General features: G+C 37.4%; 22 protein-coding genes. 3 read left to right on the forward strand and 19 right to left on the reverse strand.

The genetic code is table 11. The features are described from left to right. Window positions 1-28 precede the first annotated feature (28 nt). The 18 genes from minD to RCG21_RS26390 all read right to left on the reverse strand — a co-directional run bounded on the left by minD (window position 29) and on the right by RCG21_RS26390 (window position 17,368). On the reverse strand, window positions 29-832 hold the full coding sequence (gene minD, locus RCG21_RS26305) for a septum site-determining protein MinD (protein ID WP_026572307.1): 804 nt from the start codon (window positions 830-832) through the stop codon (window positions 29-31). 1 nt (window position 833) lies between these two features. Further along, window positions 834-1,514 carry a septum site-determining protein MinC gene (gene minC / locus RCG21_RS26310; protein WP_133334422.1) on the reverse strand — a complete coding sequence of 227 codons (681 nt, stop codon included), beginning with the start codon at window positions 1,512-1,514 and terminating at the stop codon, window positions 834-836. A gap of 275 nt (window positions 1,515-1,789) precedes the next feature. Then, window positions 1,790-2,308, reverse strand: a complete 519-nt coding sequence (mreD, locus tag RCG21_RS26315; RefSeq protein ID WP_133334421.1) for a rod shape-determining protein MreD — start codon at window positions 2,306-2,308, stop codon at window positions 1,790-1,792. Next, the gene (gene mreC / locus RCG21_RS26320; RefSeq protein WP_308913903.1) at window positions 2,305-3,183 is read right to left on the reverse strand and encodes a rod shape-determining protein MreC; all 879 of its coding nucleotides are present in this window, start codon (window positions 3,181-3,183) and stop codon (window positions 2,305-2,307) included. Before mreC ends, mreD begins: the two co-directional genes overlap by 4 nt. 21 nt (window positions 3,184-3,204) lie before the next feature. Next, entirely contained in the window at window positions 3,205-4,227 is a 1,023-nt protein-coding gene (locus RCG21_RS26325) for a rod shape-determining protein (protein WP_133334419.1), read from the reverse strand. 163 nt (window positions 4,228-4,390) lie between these two features. Next, on the reverse strand, window positions 4,391-5,062 hold the full coding sequence (radC, locus tag RCG21_RS26330; RefSeq protein ID WP_197031363.1) for a RadC family protein: 672 nt from the start codon (window positions 5,060-5,062) through the stop codon (window positions 4,391-4,393). A 55-nt stretch (window positions 5,063-5,117) separates the two neighbouring features. Further along, on the reverse strand, window positions 5,118-5,690 hold the full coding sequence (locus tag RCG21_RS26335; RefSeq protein WP_308913904.1) for a Maf family protein: 573 nt from the start codon (window positions 5,688-5,690) through the stop codon (window positions 5,118-5,120). A gap of 227 nt (window positions 5,691-5,917) precedes the next feature. Then, window positions 5,918-6,994 carry an SPOR domain-containing protein gene (locus RCG21_RS26340; protein ID WP_308913905.1) on the reverse strand — a complete coding sequence of 359 codons (1,077 nt, stop codon included), beginning with the start codon at window positions 6,992-6,994 and terminating at the stop codon, window positions 5,918-5,920. A gap of 119 nt (window positions 6,995-7,113) precedes the next feature. Continuing rightward, window positions 7,114-7,917 (reverse strand): hypothetical protein, encoded by an 804-nt coding sequence (locus RCG21_RS26345; RefSeq protein WP_308913906.1) that lies wholly within the window; start codon window positions 7,915-7,917, stop codon window positions 7,114-7,116. Then, window positions 7,914-8,810: a PilN domain-containing protein gene (locus RCG21_RS26350; protein ID WP_308913907.1), complete on the reverse strand. Its 897-nt coding sequence runs from the start codon at window positions 8,808-8,810 to the stop codon at window positions 7,914-7,916. Before RCG21_RS26350 ends, RCG21_RS26345 begins: the two co-directional genes overlap by 4 nt. Next, complete coding sequence (gene pilM / locus RCG21_RS26355) at window positions 8,810-9,805, reverse strand: type IV pilus biogenesis protein PilM (RefSeq protein ID WP_308913908.1); 996 nt, start codon at window positions 9,803-9,805, stop codon at window positions 8,810-8,812. Before pilM ends, RCG21_RS26350 begins: the two co-directional genes overlap by 1 nt. A gap of 16 nt (window positions 9,806-9,821) precedes the next feature. Beyond that, window positions 9,822-10,598 carry a prepilin peptidase gene (locus RCG21_RS26360; RefSeq protein ID WP_372512727.1) on the reverse strand — a complete coding sequence of 259 codons (777 nt, stop codon included), beginning with the start codon at window positions 10,596-10,598 and terminating at the stop codon, window positions 9,822-9,824. Window positions 10,599-10,606: 8 nt separating this feature from the next. After that, a complete protein-coding gene (locus RCG21_RS26365; RefSeq protein WP_308913909.1) occupies window positions 10,607-11,095 on the reverse strand; it encodes a type II secretion system protein in 489 nt (162 codons plus the stop codon). Between the two features lie 132 nt (window positions 11,096-11,227). Next, window positions 11,228-12,445, reverse strand: a complete 1,218-nt coding sequence (locus tag RCG21_RS26370) for a type II secretion system F family protein (protein ID WP_308913910.1) — start codon at window positions 12,443-12,445, stop codon at window positions 11,228-11,230. Continuing rightward, a complete protein-coding gene (locus RCG21_RS26375; RefSeq protein WP_308913911.1) occupies window positions 12,438-13,484 on the reverse strand; it encodes a type IV pilus twitching motility protein PilT in 1,047 nt (348 codons plus the stop codon). Before RCG21_RS26375 ends, RCG21_RS26370 begins: the two co-directional genes overlap by 8 nt. An 11-nt stretch (window positions 13,485-13,495) precedes the next feature. Continuing rightward, the gene (locus tag RCG21_RS26380) at window positions 13,496-15,157 is read right to left on the reverse strand and encodes a GspE/PulE family protein (RefSeq protein ID WP_308913912.1); all 1,662 of its coding nucleotides are present in this window, start codon (window positions 15,155-15,157) and stop codon (window positions 13,496-13,498) included. 24 nt (window positions 15,158-15,181) lie between these two features. Then, on the reverse strand, window positions 15,182-16,498 hold the full coding sequence (locus RCG21_RS26385) for a G5 domain-containing protein (protein WP_308913913.1): 1,317 nt from the start codon (window positions 16,496-16,498) through the stop codon (window positions 15,182-15,184). A gap of 66 nt (window positions 16,499-16,564) precedes the next feature. Next, window positions 16,565-17,368 carry a hypothetical protein gene (locus RCG21_RS26390; protein WP_308913914.1) on the reverse strand — a complete coding sequence of 268 codons (804 nt, stop codon included), beginning with the start codon at window positions 17,366-17,368 and terminating at the stop codon, window positions 16,565-16,567. Between the two features lie 207 nt (window positions 17,369-17,575). On the opposite strand from RCG21_RS26390, the gene RCG21_RS26395 reads away from it, so the two are divergent. From RCG21_RS26395 to RCG21_RS26405, 3 genes are read left to right on the forward strand one after another with little or no spacing between them, the layout of a single operon-like run. Continuing rightward, the gene (locus RCG21_RS26395) at window positions 17,576-17,995 is read left to right on the forward strand and encodes a PulJ/GspJ family protein (protein WP_308913915.1); all 420 of its coding nucleotides are present in this window, start codon (window positions 17,576-17,578) and stop codon (window positions 17,993-17,995) included. A gap of 12 nt (window positions 17,996-18,007) precedes the next feature. Then, window positions 18,008-18,463, forward strand: coding sequence for a prepilin-type N-terminal cleavage/methylation domain-containing protein (locus tag RCG21_RS26400; protein WP_308913916.1), 456 nt, complete (start codon window positions 18,008-18,010; stop codon window positions 18,461-18,463). After that, window positions 18,463-19,668, forward strand: coding sequence for a hypothetical protein (locus RCG21_RS26405; protein ID WP_308913917.1), 1,206 nt, complete (start codon window positions 18,463-18,465; stop codon window positions 19,666-19,668). The genes RCG21_RS26400 and RCG21_RS26405 overlap by 1 nt, the downstream gene beginning before the upstream one ends. 107 nt (window positions 19,669-19,775) lie before the next feature. On the opposite strand, the gene RCG21_RS26410 is transcribed toward RCG21_RS26405, so the two are convergent. After that, window positions 19,776-21,098 (reverse strand): bifunctional folylpolyglutamate synthase/dihydrofolate synthase, encoded by a 1,323-nt coding sequence (locus tag RCG21_RS26410; RefSeq protein ID WP_308913918.1) that lies wholly within the window; start codon window positions 21,096-21,098, stop codon window positions 19,776-19,778. Between the last annotated feature and the right edge of the window lie 210 nt (window positions 21,099-21,308).

Here is a 21,308-nt window from a genome sequence, read left to right on the forward strand (position 1 = left end):
CCTGTGAACAGACTTACAAATCTATAAATTATCTTACACCGAAAAACTTTTTAAGCCTTGTGAACATACCTTTATTCGGTTCTTCTAAGGACTGGAGAGGAATGGATTCGCCAAGAATTCTTCTGGCAATATTCCGATAAGCAAGCGATGCTTTACTGTTTGGATCCATTGCAATCGGCTCCCCGTGATTGCTTGCGCGAATGACTTCCTCATCATCCGCCACAATCCCAAAAAGCTCAATCGACAAATGCTGAGTGATTTCATCGACATCCAGCATATCGCCGTTTTTCATCATTTGGTTGCGAATCCGGTTAATTACTAATTTCGGCGGCTCCATATGTTGTTCTTTTTCGAGAAGACCGATCACCCGGTCCGCATCACGAATAGCAGAAGCCTCTGGGGTAGTAATCACAATCGCTTTATCAGCCCCGGCAACAGCATTCTGAAAGCCCTGCTCAATACCAGCCGGGCAATCGATGATAATATAATCATAGTCTTGTTTTAGTTGGGTAATTAACTCTTTCATTTGCTCCGGTTTCACCGCAGATTTATCAACAGTCTGAGCGGCAGGCAACAAATACAATAAATCATCAAAGCGTTTGTCCTTGACCAATGCTTGATGAATTTTACATCTTTTCTCAATGACATCAACAAGGTCATAGATAATACGATTCTCAAGTCCCATCACAACATCCAAGTTCCGAAGACCAATATCTGTATCGACTAAGCAAACCTTTTTTCCTTGAAGGGCCAGAGATGTCCCAATATTAGCAGAAGTCGTTGTTTTGCCGACGCCACCCTTACCAGATGTAATTACTATAGCTTCTCCCACTTTATTGTCCCCCTTCTAATCTTGTTAAATTAGGTCTTAAATGTATTAAAGCTTGTAATCTATCTACGCTGATTTTTCGGTCCTCATCTATGTAGGCACATTCCATTTCATGTTTTTCTTTATCTTGAACAATGTCGGGTGCTCGATTTAAGCAATCGCTAATCCTTAACTGTGTTGGCCTCATATTGGATGCGGCAATAATCGCTTCGTCGTTTCCTGTACAGCCTGCATGGGCAATTCCTTTTAATGTTCCCATAATAAAAATATTGCCACCGGCCATAACCGTTCCTCCAGGGTTTACGTCACCAATCAACAATAAATCCCCTGGAACCTCTAATACTTGGCCTGAACGAATGATTCTTGAAACCGTTACGACTTCATCTACAGCCTTTAACCGTTTCGCTTCCTCTTTCGTAATTACATTTGATTCAATATCATCAACAACCAAATTCTTTTTCTGCCGAATTAGGTTTTTAAGTTCTTCCCTTTGATCATCACTTAAAAATCGGTTTCCTACATTCACCTTTACCGCAAGGAAATGACTGTCTTCCTCGGTTCTTAGGTTAGTAGAAAGCTTTTCATCCAGTTCTTTTTTAAGTTCCTCATAGGAACAGCAGTCATCTAGTTGAAGGACCAAGCCTTCCTTTGTTCCCTTTATCGTTACATTTTGTCGTTTTTTCATGGAGAATTTTCACCTCAAGTTTAAAGAAAAGGGCTGCGCCGTCGATCAAACACAATCCCCAAAGGATTTAAAGAAAACTCGCCGACTGGCGAGCCCGTAAGGGCGAAGACAGAGGCGTAGTTGCACTTATGCGCAGGAAGAAAGTATCAACTTAGAATAAGTTTATACTTTCTTACCAGCCAAAAAATGCATGAAAATCATGCATTTAAATGAGTCAGAGTACACGCACTATATAAATTCGACACGCCCAGTCTATTCTCCTCTTTTTTAATTCATTATTCGTCCCGTAATACTTGAGAATATTTTTCAAAATATTTTTTGAAGGGATAGCCGGCCAGAAGTAAAAAGATTGCATTAAAAAGTAGAGTTGGGTAAATACGCATTTCGACAAAGCTCATAAAACTAAGCTGTGTCACATGAATTAAGGAATCCATTTCGTACACACCAATCTCTAATAGCCCAATTCCGAAAAGAGAAACGATAAATGCAACAATAATATTGTTTTGCAATACATGCATAATTTTTGCAACGATATAGGCTACAAACGGATAAAGAAAAAGGTTAATTCCAAGGATTTCCGTATAAACAATATCAAATAGCAGCCCAAAAACAGCACCGTAAATAATGCCGTACTTTCTGCCGCCATAAATAGTCAGAAAAAGAACGGCAGAAAATAAAAAATGCGGAACCCACATTTTACGGGGTCCAAAAATATCTGCAGGAACTAATTGCACAAAAAGACTTTCTAATAAAAATAAAAACAAAAATAAAAGAGGAAGAAGGAATTTTTTCACAATCCCAACCCCTTACTATCAACCAGTCCTACATCAGGCGAAGTCATCGTTCTCGTGATAACCAAAACATTTTGAATGTCATAAAAATCCGCGCCAGGTTTTACTAATGCTGTTTGATTCAGACCATATTGGTCCGGTTTCACTTCCACTACCTTCCCAATTGGCAAATCTTTTGGGAACACACCGCCAAGACCTGAGGTGACAACGGTTTGTCCTTTCTTAATTATCGCTCCTGATGGGATGGTTTTTACTTGAAGTAATTTCTTCTCGCTGTCGAAGCCTTCAACAAATCCAAACGAATTTTTTTGCCCTTGAACGACAGCTGATATCCGGTTTTTCGGATCCATTGCACTTAATAATTGAACAGTCGAACTAAATTGATTGACATTTTTTACTTTTCCAATAAGTCCATTTGCGGTAACAACCGCCATATTTTGCTTGATTCCATTAATTTTACCTTTGTCGATGATAATCATTTCATGCCAGCGATCAGGGTTTCTGCCAATAACGGTAGCTGGCAGCGGTTTAAAATCTCTCAGAGTCTTTTTCTCACCAAGAACGTTTCGTAAATCTGCGTTGTCTTTTTTCAAATCTTGAACCTGGGATTCAAGACTGACAATCTGTTCGACACGTGATTTTAATTCCTTATTTTCTTGATATGTATTTTCTAAATCCTTGAGATTTTCAAAAAAGCCTGCAACAACATACGCAGGCTTTGAAACCAGGGATTGAACCCAGCCGACCGAGTCTTTAACAAACTGCTCCGGCCAGGTAAGTTTACTCCTCTCCCTCATAGAAAACCCAATCAATGCCACGAGAATAATAATGCTGAGAAGCAAAACAATCAGTCGTTTATTCAAAAAGAACTGTGGCATGATTTATACACCTCTATTTTTCTAGCGTGAGTCTTTCGCTTTATTTTTAAATATGTGAATTTGATCTAATGCTTTACCTGTTCCGATAGCCACACAGTCAAGCGGGTTTTCAGCGATAAGAACCGGCATTTTAGTTTCTTCACTAATCACCTTGTCCAAGTTTCTGAGAAGGGCTCCACCGCCTGTTAACACAATGCCGCGATCCATAATATCTGCCGCAAGTTCCGGCGGAGTTTTTTCAAGCGTATTTTTCACCGCGTCAACGATGGCATATACGGTGTCTTTTAAGGCAACCGCAATTTCTTTAGCTGTAATTTCAATGGTTTTTGGAAGTCCAGTTAATAAGTCACGGCCGCGGATTTCCATATTTTCAATTCCATCCAAATCACCTGCAGAACCAATTTCCATTTTAATTGTTTCAGCAGTACGATCCCCAATCATTAGATTGTAATTCTTACGAATAAACGAAATAATCGATTCGTCCATATCATTCCCGGCAATGCGGATGGATTGGCTTGTTACGATACCACCTAAAGAAATGATGGCAACTTCAGTCGTTCCGCCGCCAATATCCACTACCATGCTTCCTGTTGGTTCCCAGACCGGGAGATTTGCCCCAATCGCAGCTGCAAACGGCTCTTCAATCGTATAGGCATCTTTCGCACCAGCTTGACGTGTTGCATCAATTACTGCTCTTTCTTCAACCGCAGTAATTCCCGATGGTACACAAACCATGACATATGGCTTACCTGCAAAAACACCCTTGTTCTTCTGTGCTTGACTAATATAATGCTTCATCATTTTGGCAGTCGTTTCAAAATCGGCGATGACGCCGTCCTTCATTGGCCTTAGGGCAACAACATTTCCTGGTGTACGGCCAATCATATTTTTTGCGTCATTTCCGACAGCGATAATCGATTTTGTATCGGTTTGTAAAGCCACTACTGATGGCTCACGTAAAACAATTCCTTTTCCTTTTACAAATACAAGTGTATTTGCTGTACCTAAATCAATTCCTAGGTCTCTTGAACCAATTCCAAACATACGTTGTATCTCCCTTTCTGATACGAAAATGCAATTAATCTTAAAGGTAATGTCTTTACCATTTAATCGAACTTTATTGTTTGTAAAAAAAACGTAAAATTCCAAAACAGTCCTAAAAAATCATAACTAATATTATAGCCTAGAGTCAAATAAAAACCTATTGTTATAAATAACCTTTTTCCTTGAGTGAGACAAATTTGTTTTCACCAATGATCAGATGATCAAGGACCTCGATTCCAATCATTTTTCCACACTCAACTAAACGCTTCGTCACCTCAATATCCTCACGGCTCGGAGACGGATCTCCAGAGGGGTGGTTATGCAAAGCGATAATAGAAGCAGCCGAACGTTTTAATGCCTCACGGAATACTTCCCTAGGATGTACAATCGATGCATTCAAACTGCCAATAAAAATGGTTTGTTTATGAAGCACCTGATTTTTCGTATTTAAATACAGGCAGACAAAGTGCTCCTGTGACAAAAAGCGCATGTCATTCATAACAAAATTAGCCCCGTCCTCCGGGGAGCGAATAACATAGCGATCATTGTAATTTAGATTGGCAATCCTTCTGCCAATTTCAACAGCAGCAAGAATTTGAATCGCCTTTGCTGAACCGATTCCTTTTATTTCGGTAATTTCTTCCAGCGTGGCCGATTTCAGCAAACGTAACCCCTCAAAATGGGTTAAGAGGCGATTAGATAATTGAAGGACGGATTCATCCTTTGTACCAGTCCTTAGTAAAATGGCAATGAGCTCATGATTGGACAAGCTTTGCGGACCATGTTGAATAAACCGTTCTCTTGGACGTTCATCCTGTGGGAAATCCCGAATCATTAATGAATTAGTGGACACTTTTTTTCCTCCCTGTTAATTGGGAGTTAATGAACACTTAATACGGCAATGGATAGCCTAGCCGTTTTAATTCCCGAACCGTTCGTGCAACCGGCAGACCGACAACCGCAAAATAATCTCCATTTATTTTTTTGACAAGCATGCTCCCTAGTCCTTGGATGCCATATGCACCTGCTTTATCAAGCGGTTCCCCACTTTGCGCATAAAAGTTAATTTCCTCATCCGTTAACTCCCAAAACCAAACTTCCGTTTTTTCATAAAATTGGGTTGAGCTTTCTGAAGAAATGATGGCAACACCTGTGTATACTTCATGCTTTGTTCCTGAAAGTTTCCTTAACATACTGATAGCTTCTGCTTCATTCGCTGGCTTTCCTAAGATTTGGCCATTCGCAACCACGATGGTATCAGCCCCAATCACAAAGGCTTCGGGGTTCTCTTTAAAAACTACCCGGGCTTTGCGGCTGGCAAGCTCCTTTACGACTTCCTCTGGTGAAAGATGTGGTTCAAAGCTTTCATCAACATCGCTACTTGAAATTGCGAAAGATAGGCGGAGGTTTTCTAGAAGTTCTTTTCGCCGTGGAGAAGAAGAGGCTAAAATGAGGTTCTGCATTTCATCACCTTACCTTTTTGCTTTTTTCATCATAGGGAGATACAAATCAATCGTATCAGATTATGCCTGAGCAAACAATTTATATATCGTTAAAATTTGAAGAAAATTGTCAAATTATACAATTAAATTTATGTTCATGATGAAAAGCCTGTCCATTTTTGAACAGGCTTTTTTGCAGATTCATTTCCCGGAAAATAGCGATTTGTGTTATCGATGTCGAAATTTGATTACAGCGAATAATATAAGGAAAGAAAATTTAATAGATTTTGTTGCGCTTCTACTAGATTATTTTGATCTTTGTTTTTTTGATAGTTCGCTACTTTTTCGGCAGCTGTTGCCAGAAAATTTTGCAGGCTTTTTACCTTTGTATTTTTCAGTGCCGTACTATCTGTTTTTGCGATTAAGGATGAAACAGTTTTGAAAGAATCCTCGGGAATACTTTCAGTCAGCAAAGCAATTGTTGTTACTTCGGAAAGGTCCTGGTAGACGGCATCTGCTGTTTCAAGGAACGTTTTATCAGTGGCATTTACTCCATTGATATCCTTTTGATCAACTGAGAGCGATTTAGCCCATACATCCGTTATTCCAGCATCTTTATAATTACTCCCAAGCTTTTTAGCATCATCAATCGTACTTGCCACTCCTAAAAATAAATACTGTTTGCCGTCAATTTCAACTGACTGTGCAGGTACTCCTTTTGCCGCTAACTGATCGGCAGTTGCTTGGGCCCCATCCTTTGAAGAAAAAACACCGCCCTGAATAACAAAGGTGGTGATAGGCTTTACTGAAGCTGTTGCACCTGTTGCTGCAGGTGTTTCGGCTTTTTGGCCACCTTGCTCTTCTGTTAGGACTTGCTCAGTTGCTGGCTTATTGCTATGTTCAGTAAGGACAAGCTTAAGCATAAGAAAACCAAACCCGGTGCCAAGGATGATGGCGAATACGGCTGAAATAAGAATGGACTGGAATCCCTTTCCATCTTTATTTTTGGTGTTGGTAGTAAAGGATGCAATCTTAGGTAATGTACTTTTCTTGTTTTTTTGGTGATTAACAATTTTGTATTCCTCAATTTCATGCTCTGCGGTTTCAGGGATAATCCAATCGAAACTTTCATCCATCGACTCTTGAGCAGCAGCTGTTTCCAAGATAACCTCCGTTTCTTCCTGATTAGATTCTACATCTATTACTTCAGGCTGCAGCTGCCTTGTTTCTATTTTCTCCTCTTCTTTTATCTCTTCCTGAAACGTATGTGGTTCACCATTTAATTTAATTGTGATGGTCCGGCCATTTTTATTGGGCTTGTCCACTATTTGTACACCTCTCTCTACCAAACTGCTAATTTGTTCCATCCTATCATATTGACAAAAAAAAATAACAAGACTTTTGTCGTCTTGTTATCGTAGACTTTCGTCAAATTTTTCAGTTTTTAATTAGCCTTTTCGGTAGTATCTGCAAATGTACTTAATGGATTGTCCTTGTGCGCAGGTGCCGGTGCATCAAGTTTTGGTACTTGTGATGCTAGGTCAGCTAGGCCTGGCATGTAATAGGTTGAAACCGTAAGAGAGTAAGTTAATGGCGGGTCTTCTTGAGTAAGAGAAGTAATCTCCTGGCCGCCAGAATAGTTAATCGTTTCAACGACAACGATTCGTTTTAATGACTCTAATGTTTGAATAAATTTTTCAAAGTCTTCGTAGCTAGGTGATTCCACACTCAATGAGACTGTTAGCTTTTTCATCCCGCTTGGTACTGCTGGAGCAGCCTGCTGAGTTGATGTATTTTGATTGGCAGCTGCTTGGTCCGTTCCACTAGTACTTGCATTTGCTGATGTACTTTGAGTTGAGCTAGTGTTGCCTGTAGGATTTCCAGAGTTTGCTTGATCTGTTCTTGTGCTAACATCTGCATCCTTTGAAAAACCGTAGGATTTTATTTCACTATTAGAAACAGTTTCAGCTTTTTCCAAATCCAAGATGAACTGGTCTTGAAGTGGCTTTACAGGAATCTTTTTCTGTAACTCCCGTGTATCATCTGCAACATTCGCTGACGCTTCTTCTGTCTTTTGGCTAGCGATATCTAACAGCTTCTGCTCTGATTGCAATTGCTGCTGTTTCATTGTTAAATCCGATTTTAATGGTGATAATAAATTGAATTGGGCAATAACGATAAGTAAAATAAGTAAAAATATGCCGATAAGAACAATAAATTTACGTTTTTTTAGGAATGATAGTTTCATGAACCAGTCACCCCTTCCTGATCCTTTTTACCCTTATTAAGAATTTCTTTGATATTATCTTTATTTAATTTGATTTCAAATTGTCCTGTATAGCGAGGTAAATACTTTTTGACTTTTTTATTATTCGTTGAATTTAAAGTACTACTTGAACTATTTGGAGATGATGAACTTGTTGTATTACCTGTTTGATTTGTAGCCTTACTATTCGAATCATTTGAATTTTTTGTTGGTTGTGACGAATTATTATTCGTCGTACCTGAATTATTACTCTGATCGGTGTCATTTGACGGATTACTTGTTGTATTTGTTTGATTATTCGTGCTGGTAGTTGCTGTGTTTTGAATATTTGTACTTGCACTTGTGCTTGTTGTGTTTGTCTGATTATTTGAAACAGCTGTGGTATCTGCTGTATTAGTTTCAGTAGTTGATAATGAATTCAAATTGGCTTCCTCAATCCATTTGGATTCATTAAGGCTGTCCAAGAAATAGGCAGCTTCTCTAGCACTATCAAATTGAACAGTAAGCGTAACCGTTCCTGCTTCCGTATAACTAAAGGATTGAATAAAGCCTCGTTCTGGTAATAGTGAATTCAGATGTTTCATGACAGGAATCGTATGGATTGGATAGTTGTTCGCCCACTCGATTGCACCTTTCAATTGGCTAACGGAATTGGTAGATTCAGCTGAATCCGTTTTTTGCTGTTGTTGTTCAGCAATTTTCTGTGTCATCGAAATTTGTCTGTCAACATCTGCAACATCGCTCTTTGTTGAATTGATTTGCCAAAGATAGAAACCGCCAATAAGCAAAAATAATGCTGGTCCACTGCCAAGAGCAATGATTAAGTTAATCTTTTTCGGTTCTTTCTTAGGAAGCAGGTTAATTTCTACTAGCATTATTTCACCTCTTTTAAAGCAAGCCCTAAAGTTAACAAAAGATTTTCGGGTACGCTTTCGGTTTTTCCTTTTGGATCATTTTCAAGTGAAATTCGGTCGATCGGCATTTCAAATCTTTCGACCATTTCATCATAAATTGCTGTAAGCATTGGATGGTCCCCATTTAACAAAAACTTGGTGACATCTTGCTTATCATTACTTAGAGAATAACGGTAAAAATCATGAAGCATATTGATTTCTCTAAAGATATCCTCAATTTGTATCGCTAGTTCTTCTGATTCACCAATAAATTTATAATCCATTGTACCTAGTACATTTCGTTTAATTTCCCATTGTTCCAAATTAAAAGGTAATGGAAATTGACGCATCACAAGCGGGACCGTTTCTTCAAAAATACACAAATTTACACTTGTCAAATCAAACTGAATGGTAAAAAGAACTTCGTTTGGTCTGTTCATTTCAAGCGTATGGTATAACCGATATAAGGCAAGCGGTGAAATATCTGCTGCAATCGGGTTTAGCTTAAGTTGTGAAAATAAGTCAGCATATTCAGTAACATGCTGTTCAGGTGCAGCAAATAGCAATAATTCCTTTGTCTTACCATTGTCATCTAATAAGTAATAATCAAAAACCGGTTCTTCAAATGGCAGGTGAATACTTGAACCAAGCTCTAGATATAGATATCCCTTTAATTCATCATCCTGAATTTCTGCTGGAATAGAGACCTTCCGGATAATCACCAACTGATCTGGCACTATAAAGCGGATGGATCGACGCTGAATTTTCCATTCATCAATACATTCTTCAAGAATGCCAGACAAGGAATCGACATCAGCAATCTTCCCATCACTAATGAGACCAGGTGGCAAGAAGCGTTCATTCCATCTCTGCACAGTAGGCGGACTCGCTTGCTTTAATTCAACAAGGCGAACTGAATGGTCATTCATTACCAGATTAATAATTCGATTTTTCGGTGTGAAAAGGGAAAAAGCCATTTTGAAAACCCCTTATTTAAAATCCTTGATTAAGAAATTGAAAATACATGTTGATTAAATCGGTTCCCCAAAAATAAGCCGACAAAGTTCCAGCTGCAATAAAGGGGCCAAACGGGATTGGTTGGCGCCTTTTTACGATTTTAAAGATTAACGCAAGACCGCCAATCACTGCACCATATAATGTTGATAAAAAGAAGGACAATAGTACTAGTTTAATCCCTAATACAAAACCAAGCAATGCGTAAAGTTTCACATCTCCAAATCCCATACCGCCCTTGCTAACGAGAGCAATAATTAGGAGGAGGAGAAAACCTGTAGCCATGCCTATGAGGCTATCCCACCAGGGAGTTAATGGAACAAAGATTCTTTCCAATAAAAAAATCCCTGCAAACCAAAGTAAAATTTTATCAGGGATGATCATATAGTGAATATCTGAAACAATGATTATCATGAACAGTGAAATAAGTGTTAAGGCAATCAATAATTCCCAAGACCATCCAACCAAGTATGGTGCAGCTGCAAATAGAATTCCAGTTAATAATTCAAAAGTCGGATAGATAGGAGAAATCCGCGACTTACAGCCGCGGCATTTTCCTCCTTGAATTAAAAATGAAAGTACTGGTATTAGTTCGTAAGCTTTTAATTGGTGCCCACAGTTTGGGCAAGCTGATCGTGGAACAATAATTGATTTCTTCAATGGGACTCTAAGGCCAACAACATTGAAAAAAGATCCTAAAATCAATCCATAAAAGAATATAAAGGAAACAACAATATTATTATAAATTTCCATCATGTATTACCTTATGGATTATTAATAACAACTCCGCGTTTTAAAGCACTTGGTGCTACTCCTAATCCACCGCTAGTTTGAACTCCTCGTGTTTGATCAACAAGTTTTACAGTTGTTACTTGACCGCTAACGATTTTTACATACGATATCGCATCTGTTTCAGTAATAGTACTTTCAATTTGACTAGTTCCAAGCGCATAGGTTTTAGTACTATCTGGATCATCAATATGTTCAATAAAATTCTGTCCTTCTAAATATCCTAATGGTAAATATTTTGTACCGGTTTGTAAATTCACATCTGAAGAAATTGCCATTTTTGCTGAATTTATCATTTGTTGAGCGTTTGCTACATGCGCATCCTTTTTAGTATTGTCTATTAGACCTAAAATAGAAGGTACTGCGATTGCTGCAATTATCCCTAAGATAACGATAACAGCTAGTAATTCAATTAATGTCATACCTTGTTGTTCTTTAAGCTTATTTCTTAACTTTTGAAACATGCCTTCATCTCCTTTTTGGTTCTATGAACCTAGTAATTTAGTCCTTTTTATTATAATTTAATTAGCAGTCGAAAAAAAGAGGAAAATAGTATTTTTTGTAATATTTTATCAGTTTTTTCTTTAAAATGTCATTTATTGATTCATTTGTTGGAATTGGTCGAACATGGTAAACTGCGGCATCATAATCGCCGTAACAATTGTTCCAACAACACCTGCTAAAAATACAATCATTAATGGTTCAATTAAAGATTTTAATTGATCTGTTCCTGTTTCTACTTCTTTTTCATAGAACTCTGCAATTTTTGACAACATTGCATCTAAAGCCCCAGTTTCCTCTCCAATCGCAATCATCTGTGTAACCAAGGGAGGAAAGGCCCAATGTTTTTCCATGGGCTCTGTCATTGAACGTCCTTTTTCAAGGGTATTACGAGACTCGCGGATTACCTTTGCAAGTACCTCGTTTTCAACAACCTTTTCTACAATTGACATTGCCTGCAGAATGGGAACCGAACTAGAAAATAATGAACTCAGCGTTCTCATCATTCGTGCTAGGGCAGCTTTTTGGAGCAAATTCCCAAAAATCGGTAACCTTAATAACATGTAATCTAAATAGTATTTTGTATTACTATTTTTTTTCATAAAAGAGAATACAAAAACGAATAAAAAAATTAAAATTGCAATTAACCACCAGCTCTTCTGCATAAACTCACTTGCTCCTACCACAAATAAAGTAATTGCTGGAAGCTTCCCTCCCATTTGATCAAACATAGACACAAAGGTTGGTACAACGGAAACAAGTAAAAATATCACTACAGCAATTGCAACGATACCAACAACAATTGGATAGGATAGTGCCGATTTAATTTTTTGTCGTGTATAATGTTGTTTTTCAAAATGTTCCGCTAGACGGTCCAACGTCCCATCTAGATTACCGCTAACCTCTCCGGCATTTACCATGTTTATAAACATTGGTGTAAAAATTTTTTTATGCTTTGAGACTGCTTCTGAAAGTGGATTACCTTCCCTTAATTCTAGTTCAACATCGAGTAGCGCTTTCTTTAATCCTTTACTTTCTGTCTGCTGTGCAAGAATAGCTGTTGCATCAACGACCGTTACCCCTGCCTTTAACAGAGTTGAAAATTGTCTTAAATAGATAACAAAATGCTGAAGCTTTACTTTTTCCCCAAAAGAAAGGTCCTTTGTCATGAAAGTTTCGGGAACTTCATTTATTTCAATTACACGAATACCTTCTTCTTTAAGCTTTTCCATCGCTTCCCGTCTAGAAGTTGCATTAACGGTGCCCTGCCGTTTTCCTTTGCGGTCACGACCTGAGTATTTAAATCTAGCCATTCAGCATCTTCTCATGTAAATATTGAGTTGCTGCTTCCTTTTGAATCAGGTTTCGGTCAAGTAAATCTTTAATGCTCATCTCAAGCGTATGCATCCCCTGGGCACGGGAAGTTTGCATCGTGCTTTGAATTTGATGAATCTTTTCATTTCTAATTAAGTTTGCAATAGCTGGATTGTTTACCATGATTTCCGTCGCTGCTTTCCGGCCTTTTTTATCAGGAGTTGGGAACAGCCGTTGAGAAATTACTCCTACTAAAACAGATGCTAACTGTACACGAATCTGTGGCTGTTGTACAGGTGGAAACACGTCGATAATCCTGTTAATAGTTGTTGGTGCACTAGATGTATGAAGTGTACCAAGTACAAGGTGGCCTGTTTCTGCGGCCGTAATCGCGATACCGATCGTTTCTAAGTCACGCATCTCCCCAACAAGAATGACATCAGGGTCTTGACGAAGCGCACCTTTTAAGCCGCTGGCATATGACTTTGTATCAAAGCCAACTTCACGCTGGTCAATAATCGAATTTCCATGTCTATGAAGGTACTCTATTGGGTCTTCTAGTGTAATAATATGTTTTCGCATCGTCCGATTCAAATAATCAATCATCGATGCAAGTGTAGTAGATTTACCACTTCCCGTCGGACCCGTCACAAGAATAAGACCTTGTGGTTTTTCTACTAACTTACCAATAACTTCAGGCAAATCGAGATCTTCAATTGTCGGAGTTTTCGAAGCCACCGTTCTTAATGCGATTGAAACACTTTTGCGCTGATGAAAGGCATTAACACGAAAACGGGAGATACCCGGAACCCCATAAGAAAAATCGAGTTCGCCTTTTTCCTTAAAAACATCCCATAAATGGTCAGGAATTATCGCTTTGGCCATTCCTTCTGTATCATCAGGCAAAAGTCTATCTTGCCCATACCTTTTTAAGTCCCCGTGTATCCGGAAAATTGGTGGAACGCCTACTGTTAGATGGACATCGGATGCTTTATATTCAATTGCAGCTTTTAATATTTGATCAATTTTTTCTTTCATCTTCACTACTCCTATTCAAGAGTTGCTACTCGTAATACTTCTTCCGTTGTAGTTAATCCCTGTTTTACCTTTAATAGGCCATCATCTAGTAAAAAGATAGTTTTGCTTTTCTTCGCTAATTCTTTTAACTTTTGAAAAGACTCTCCGTTCATAATACACCGTTGCATTTCTTCGTTTATCATTAACACTTCGTGGAGTGCAATTCTTCCCTTATATCCTGTCATATTACAGTAGGAGCAGCCTTTACCACGATGAATTTTTTCAATCTTAATTCCGCGTCTTGCAAATATCTCAATTTCCCTTTTCGATGGTTCATGTACTTCCAAACAATCCCTACAAACCTTTCGGACAAGACGTTGTGCAACAACACCACTAAGTGAAGATGCAAGCATGAAGGGTTCAACCCCCATGTCAATTAATCTTGTAACTGTTCCGATAGAATCATTTGTATGCAAGGTACTTAAGACCAAATGCCCAGTCAAAGAAGCTCTTATGGCTACTTCAGCTGTCTCTTTATCCCGAATCTCTCCAACCATGATGATATTAGGGTCTTGACGAAGGATCGATCTTAAGCCAGCAGCAAAGGTCATTCCAACGTTCTGGTTTACTTGGATTTGATTAATTCCCTCTAGTTGGTATTCAACAGGATCCTCAATAGTAATGATATTAACTTCCTCGCTATTCATTTTATTGAGCGCAGCATATAAAGTGGAGGATTTCCCCGATCCTGTTGGCCCTGTAATCAACACTATCCCTGTTGGATTTTCAATTAATTCTCCGAACCTTTTTAAGTTAAGTGCATTAAATCCAAGTTTGTTAATATCATTTAAAGCTGAGCTCATATCGAGCAAACGCATAACAATCTTCTCCCCATAAACGGTTGGGAGTGTCGAGACACGAAGGTCGATTGGGTGAAAATCAAGATTCATTTTAATCCGTCCATCCTGCGGAATTCGATGCTCTGTAATATCAAGATTGGACATGATTTTTAATCTGGCAGTCAATACACTTTGCATATGTCTTGGCAGGACTCGCTCATTACGCAAGACTCCGTCAATGCGGTAGCGAACAACAATTTTTGTTTCCTGAGGATCAATATGGATATCACTTGCCTTTTGGATAACCGCATTAGTAAGAATCTGATTCACTAGCTTTACAATTGGTGAATTGAGGTCGGTTACATCATCATTTCGGCCCTTTTCATTTTGCGGCAATTCATCTAGCAATTCATCAAGACCATCGTCAATATCATAATATTTATTAATCGCTTTTAAGATATCGTCCTTAGTTGCAATTGCCGCTTCAATTTGGAAGCCTGTCGAAAGACGTAAATCGTCCATGACGATGAAATCCATTGGGTCAACCATCGCAATATAAAGCTTGTTACCATCCTTTTTCAAAGGAATAATTAAGTTCCTTCTAGCAGTTTCTTTCGGGACGAGCGAAAAAATATTCGTATCAAATGGGTATTGAAATAGGCTTATATGTGGAATTCCCAGCTGGTATTCCAGCACTTCAATTAATTGCTGTTCACTTATATAACCTCTTTGAACCAGCGCTTCCCCCAGCTTTTGGGAGGAGTTTTTTTCCGCTAATGTAGTTTCCAGCTGGTCAGCGGTTATCATGCCTTCTTCTATTAATAAATCGCCAAGTCTCCTTCTGATTTGCTTCATTTTCGATCCCTGCTTTTTATCACATTATTTTGGCTGTTCATTTGGTTTCCCCCAAAGGTTACTATCATTTGAACTTTTCTGAGTTGAGTCGGATGTAATTGATTGATTCTCATTTGAATCATTTGAAGTGCTACTATCCGTTTCGTTATCTGCAGTTCCAGTAGATGCCGAGGATGTCCCTTGTGTACTTCCTGCCAATCCATGAACCTCCACACGATAAACCGGTGGATAATAATCTTCGGAAATCAGATCAGTTTTAATAAACTGGTCTCCTTCATAAACATTTCTATAAACCTTAACAATACGACCATTTTCTCCTTTTGTTTGAATCTTTGTTTGCCCAGAAAGAAGTAGCGGGCTATATTGTAAAATCGTTTTTGGTTTTAATTCTTGTTTATTCTTTTTAGTAATTTTATAGGAATACATTAATTTTTCGCCTTTTAATGTTACAGTTAAGTGTTTTTTCGCTAATTTAAATTCTAAAGTATACTTACCTTTGTTTGGATTTTTAATGATGAAATCAGCTTTTGATTGATCATCTACTTTTGCTTCATTTCCTAAGCTTGCATAGCTTGGAAGTTTACTTCCAATATTTCTTTCTACTATTGAAAAATTTGTATGTAAAATAGTTTGATACATACCCGTTACCATTATATTAAGGGAAGGGAATTCTTCAATATGTTGCTTTTTGGCAAATTCTAAGAAGGAAAATTCAGATTCTCCAGGAATTTCAATTTTAGATGTTAAATTCAGCAAATCTTGTAAGTCTATTGGTACCACATTTAAATTCAAGGTTGTTCTACTTACCACATCAACGGTATCATGTGTACCTGGTAGTGAAAAGTCATTATATAAATCAAAGCTATATGGTCCCTTGTCTAACTTTGACCCAGTTTCATTTAAGCTATTAGTGAGCTTGTCCAGGTCAACACCTTTAGTGTTGATTTGTGGGAAAAGGATTTGAATTTGCTCTTCTGCTTTAGATTTATCTATAGTCACAAATATAGGATTACTTTGACCATTTTTAATAGAACTGATTGTCGTGCTTGAATCCAATTTAAATTCCTTTAAATCGATTCCTGCACTTTTTTCGTTATATTGCAAATTTATTTTTGCATTTTTTACCCAATCAGAGTAACGATTTTTTAGAAGACCAACGACTTCACTTTCAGACATCCCTGAAATATCGATCAATCCAATTGTAGTTCCATTTGAATATTTTCCATCAGCATTTGTTAAATTTTCAAAAGCTTTGGCAGCAAAATGGGAGAAACTAAAAATAAATCCAGTACATAAAAATAGAACAATAAACAATTTGATAAATTGTTGATTTTTCCCCAAGGTATTAGCCTCCGTTCATTTACCTTCAATGAAATTGTCTCTTCTAAATTTTTTTCCTAGAGGAAATTATTTTTGTAATGACTTATCTTTATTAAGAATTTCTATATCCTCGTTACGACCAACTGCCGCTTCCTGTTCAGCAATTAGAATATCCAAAGTAAAATCATCCAACTGTTTAAGTTCAGATGAATCGTAAAGAAGTGTGTCTGCTTTGTCTAACGATGTGATATTTTCATCTTCGTCTAAGATTTCTTGTTCATCTTTTAAGTGGTTCATTTCTACTTCTTCAACTAGTAAGCTCTCAATATCAGATAAATAAGTATCCTCAGGTTCAGTTTCCATATCCTGCCCCAAGTTTTCTAAATCCGTATTCTCTTCTAAATAGGAAGAAATATCTTCATCCAATATTTCTGTTATCTCTTCAAACGCAAGGTTCTTTTCTAAAATTCTAGAATTTTGGGCAGATTGATCATTTACATCTTCAAGTACATTAATTTCGTTTGATTTAACCACTTCCAATTCTGGAGGAATAAGACTAATTTCCTCGTTTACTAATTCTATTTTTGAATCGAAAGGTATTACATTTTCGATTTCTTCTACTGACCCTTCTTCAGAGACTGTGTTTCCAATATATATAAGACTTCCTGCACGGCGATCTAAAAAATATGCTGTAAAAAACACGAGGGAAATAATCAACAAAATAGTGAGTATCAATGAAAAGGAACTTGCGGCCAAACTTCCGCCCAGAGATAAAACAAGACTAGCCAAAACAATCGATAACTTTCCTTTAAATGTGTAGCCTATGGATAAAAAGGATAATATTAACATCAACACTAACATCGAACCAAAGGCCCATATAATGGTTTGCATTCAGACACTACCTCTCTTATAGTACGTCTATCCTATAAATCTACATTTTTCCTCAATTAATATTATTTTTTAGTCGTTTCTTGGAAAATTAGACATAATTCGCCTACTAAATATTGTATAATATTTTTAGCTAGTTTAAAAGAAGCTGGTAAATATTTATTGGGTCGTAATAACTAATTTGCTTCTTACCGAAGGGAATGATCTAATTTGAATCTAATTAGAAATGAAAAAGGATTAACCCTAATAGAAATACTCGTTTCCATCACAATTTTATCCATTATTTTTCTATCAATAATGCGCTTCTTCCCTCAAATGGGTTTAATGAATAAACAAAATCAGGATAAGACTCAAGCGATTAGCACAGCGAAACAGGTGTTAGTCCAATGGAAAAATGATTCTAGAGTGAAGAATTTTTTTGTTACCCCAACCAAGTCTGTCATAAGTGAGTATGACCGTCTTGATGGTGATTATTATATTTTTAAACCCAATGGAGGTTTAGTGAATATAAAAATTAAGAAAACACCAAGTAATAGTTCCCGATTTACCAATTCAAATTTAATTATTGTTCAAATATTAAATAATAACGGAAAAGTTGTCAGTGAAACATTTGGCTATATAAATAGGTAGGAGGGTTTATTATTGGAACGAGATGAACGGGGGTTAACCTTAATTGAAGTTCTAGCTTCAATAACGATTCTATCTATCCTTGGTGTTATAATCTGGAATGTCTTTTTGCAAGGCTATAAATTATCACAAAGGGCTGTTTCTAAAAATTCAATGATTCAAGAAACAAACCTAGTAATTACCAATCTAACAAGAATCCATCAAAAATCAACTCAATACACCCTTTCAAACACTGGGGCAAATTGTGAAATAACGATTAATTACACAAAAATGGACGGAACTACACAGACTGAAATCTATAATAATCCGCAAATTTGCTTTAATTTCGATATTACTAATTCCGTTACAATGCCTGTGAATCCAAAGCAAAATGATGTGTCCTTGAAAATAACTTCAAGTGACAAAAAGAATCCTTCTAATAACATTACGATAAACACAATGCTTTACCGAATTAAGGCGGGTGGATATTAATGGACAAATTGAAAAATGAAGAAGGTTATGCTCTTATAACCGTTTTATTAATCATAGTGATTTTTATGGTTATTTTCGTTTCTTTTATGGGACAGGCTTTTAGCAGTACTAAGCAAAATCAAGTAGTTGAAAAAACGTCACATTCCGTAGCACTTGCGGAAATGGGTGTTTCCTATTATAAAGTCGAAGTTCAAAGAGTTTTTGAATCAAAACAACAAAGTGTAAATGATCAAGTCATTAATATTTTAAAAACTGATCCACAAAAAGATTATAAAACAGAGGCAACAAGATTAATGAAAGATGCCCTTCAGCAGGATTTGGGACAAACAAAACCTGCTGTTACAATCGATGGTTATCCCAATGCGACTTTCACAATGAAAAATTTTCTTGCAACAGTTATTTCAGGTACGAATAAAGTGCGGACTACTTTTGATATTGTAGGGACAGAGAATGGAAAAAATACTACCCTTAATGCGGAAATGGAGATTGACCTAAAAGATATTAATTTGGAAGGTGGATCGATTACTCCAGAATATAATGCTGTACCAAAACCAGAGAATGTTAGTTCCACTTGCACGAATCCAACTACATTCTCAAACATTAGCTGCCCTAATGGAATTCTTATTAATCAAGATATGACCTATTCAGAAAATTATAATGGGTATGTTGGTACAATATATTCAACTGCTGATCTAGCATTAAATGGAAATGGAAACAAATCAAACCTTATCCTTCATGCTGATTCCGTTTCCCTAAAAGGAAATTTAAATAGTTTAACGAATCTAACCCTTGAAACAGAACACGATGCAAGCTTTGGTGGTCAGCTTAGAGTTGATTCGTCGCATATTTATATAGGGGGAAATATGGTTACGGATGATCACGTGACTCTCGCCACTTCTTCAAGTTTATTTGCTAGAGGAAATGCAACCATAGGTAAAAGCCTTACAATTGATTCCACCTCAAAGATGTGTGTCAATGGAAATTTCAAAGCTGACGACTTAACAATCAATACCAGTGGAAAATTATTTGTTAAAGGAACGGTTACAGTAACTAAAGGGATTCCTTCAGGAACACAAATTATTAAAGTTACAGATCCTACCGATACCTACGTTAGGCAACAGTGCGGAAACACCTTTGATGAATATAACTCTATTGATTGGAAAACAACAACAGGAACAGTTGTTAATAACGTTGATTATAAATAATAATGACTCAGATATATTTAAAAAAAGAAGCAGACTTTGAAAAACATCTAGTCATGCTTCTTTTTTATTAAGATTTGAAATCCTTTGATCTCGGATTTCTTCTCTTCTCAATTCCCATGTTCCATATTTTTTAAATATTTGCGTATCAACGGTTTTGCTTCTGAAATAAAGTAGAGAGAGCCTGTTACCACTAACAAACCTTCTGGATGTACCACTTGAATCACTTCGTTTAAATACTCCTCCCACTTCTCTACAATTTCCTTATTTTCTGACTTACTTTTTTGATACAAATCATGTCCTGTAGCAGCTCGCGGATAATCAAAAGAAACAAAAGAAATCTTATCAGCCACCTGATCCAACTGTTCAATCATCTTATCGAATTTTTTATCCTTTAATGCAGCAAAGACAATGTGTATGTTACAATCCGAATAACGGTTTGTTAACTCGTTAACAAGCGTGGCAATTCCTTCATCATTATGCGCACCGTCAATAATAACTAACGGTTTTTCAGAAAGAATTTCAAATCTCCCCGGCCAATAGGCCTTTTTTAATCCCTCTCTGATGGACTGCTCCGTAATTGAAATCAATCCCTTTTGATTTAAATATTGAGCGGATGTAATAGCCAGAGCGGCATTTTCGGTTTGGTGTTTGCCAATCATACTGATTTCAATTTCCTCCAATGAATCAAAGGCATTTTTCATTGAAAAGATTTCACCTTTCGAAACCGACTGATGACCGCTGATTGTAAATTCCTCACTGAGACGATAAATCGGCGCATCCTTTTGCTTCGCCTGCTCTTCAATCACATTTAATGCTCCAGGATGTTTGACTGCAGTAAAAATAGGTGTTTGATTTTTTATAATTCCCGCCTTTTCAAAAGCGATTTCCTCATAAGTATCCCCTAAAATACTGGTATGATCGAGTCCAATATTCGTTATAATCGAAGCAATCGGCAAGATGACATTTGTAGAATCAAAACGACCGCCAAGCCCTACTTCATAAATGGCAATATCTACAGGATTTATTTCAGCAAAATAATAAAAAGACATGGCCGTAATCACTTCAAATTCTGTCGGACCGCCAAGTTCTGTTTCCTCTAACTGATCAGCAAGCGGGCGAATAATATTGGCAAGCTGCAATAATTCATCATCATCGATTGGTATTCCATTAATGCTAATCCGTTCATTAAACTGCTCAATATAAGGAGATGTAAATGTTCCGACTTTGTATCCCTGTTCTTGGAGCATAGAACGCAAAAAGGTGACTGTTGAGCCTTTACCATTCGTTCCGCCAATATGAATCGCTTTTATTTTATTTTCTGGATGCCCAAGTCTTTCCATCATCCATTCCATTCTTTTTAAACCAGGTTTGATCCCAAGTCTTAGCCTTGCATGGATCCAGTCAAGGGCTTCTTGATAGGTTGCAAACATTTTTGACACCCCGTTTTTTTTATGTAGGTTGTGTTAAAAGACAATGTTGATTTTGAACAGCGTTGATTGGAGCGGAAGGCACGAAGACTCCTGTGGGAGTACGGGACAGGGGAGACCCCGCAGGAGCGAAGCGACGAGGAGGCTCCCCGAACCGCCCGCGGAAAGCGAAGTGCCTGGAGCGGAAATCAACAACCAAGTTTAACAGAGCCT

The sequence above is a fragment of the Bacillus salipaludis genome, assembly GCF_030938565.1.
Taxonomy (GTDB): Bacteria; Bacillota; Bacilli; order Bacillales; family Cytobacillaceae; genus Neobacillus; species Neobacillus salipaludis_A.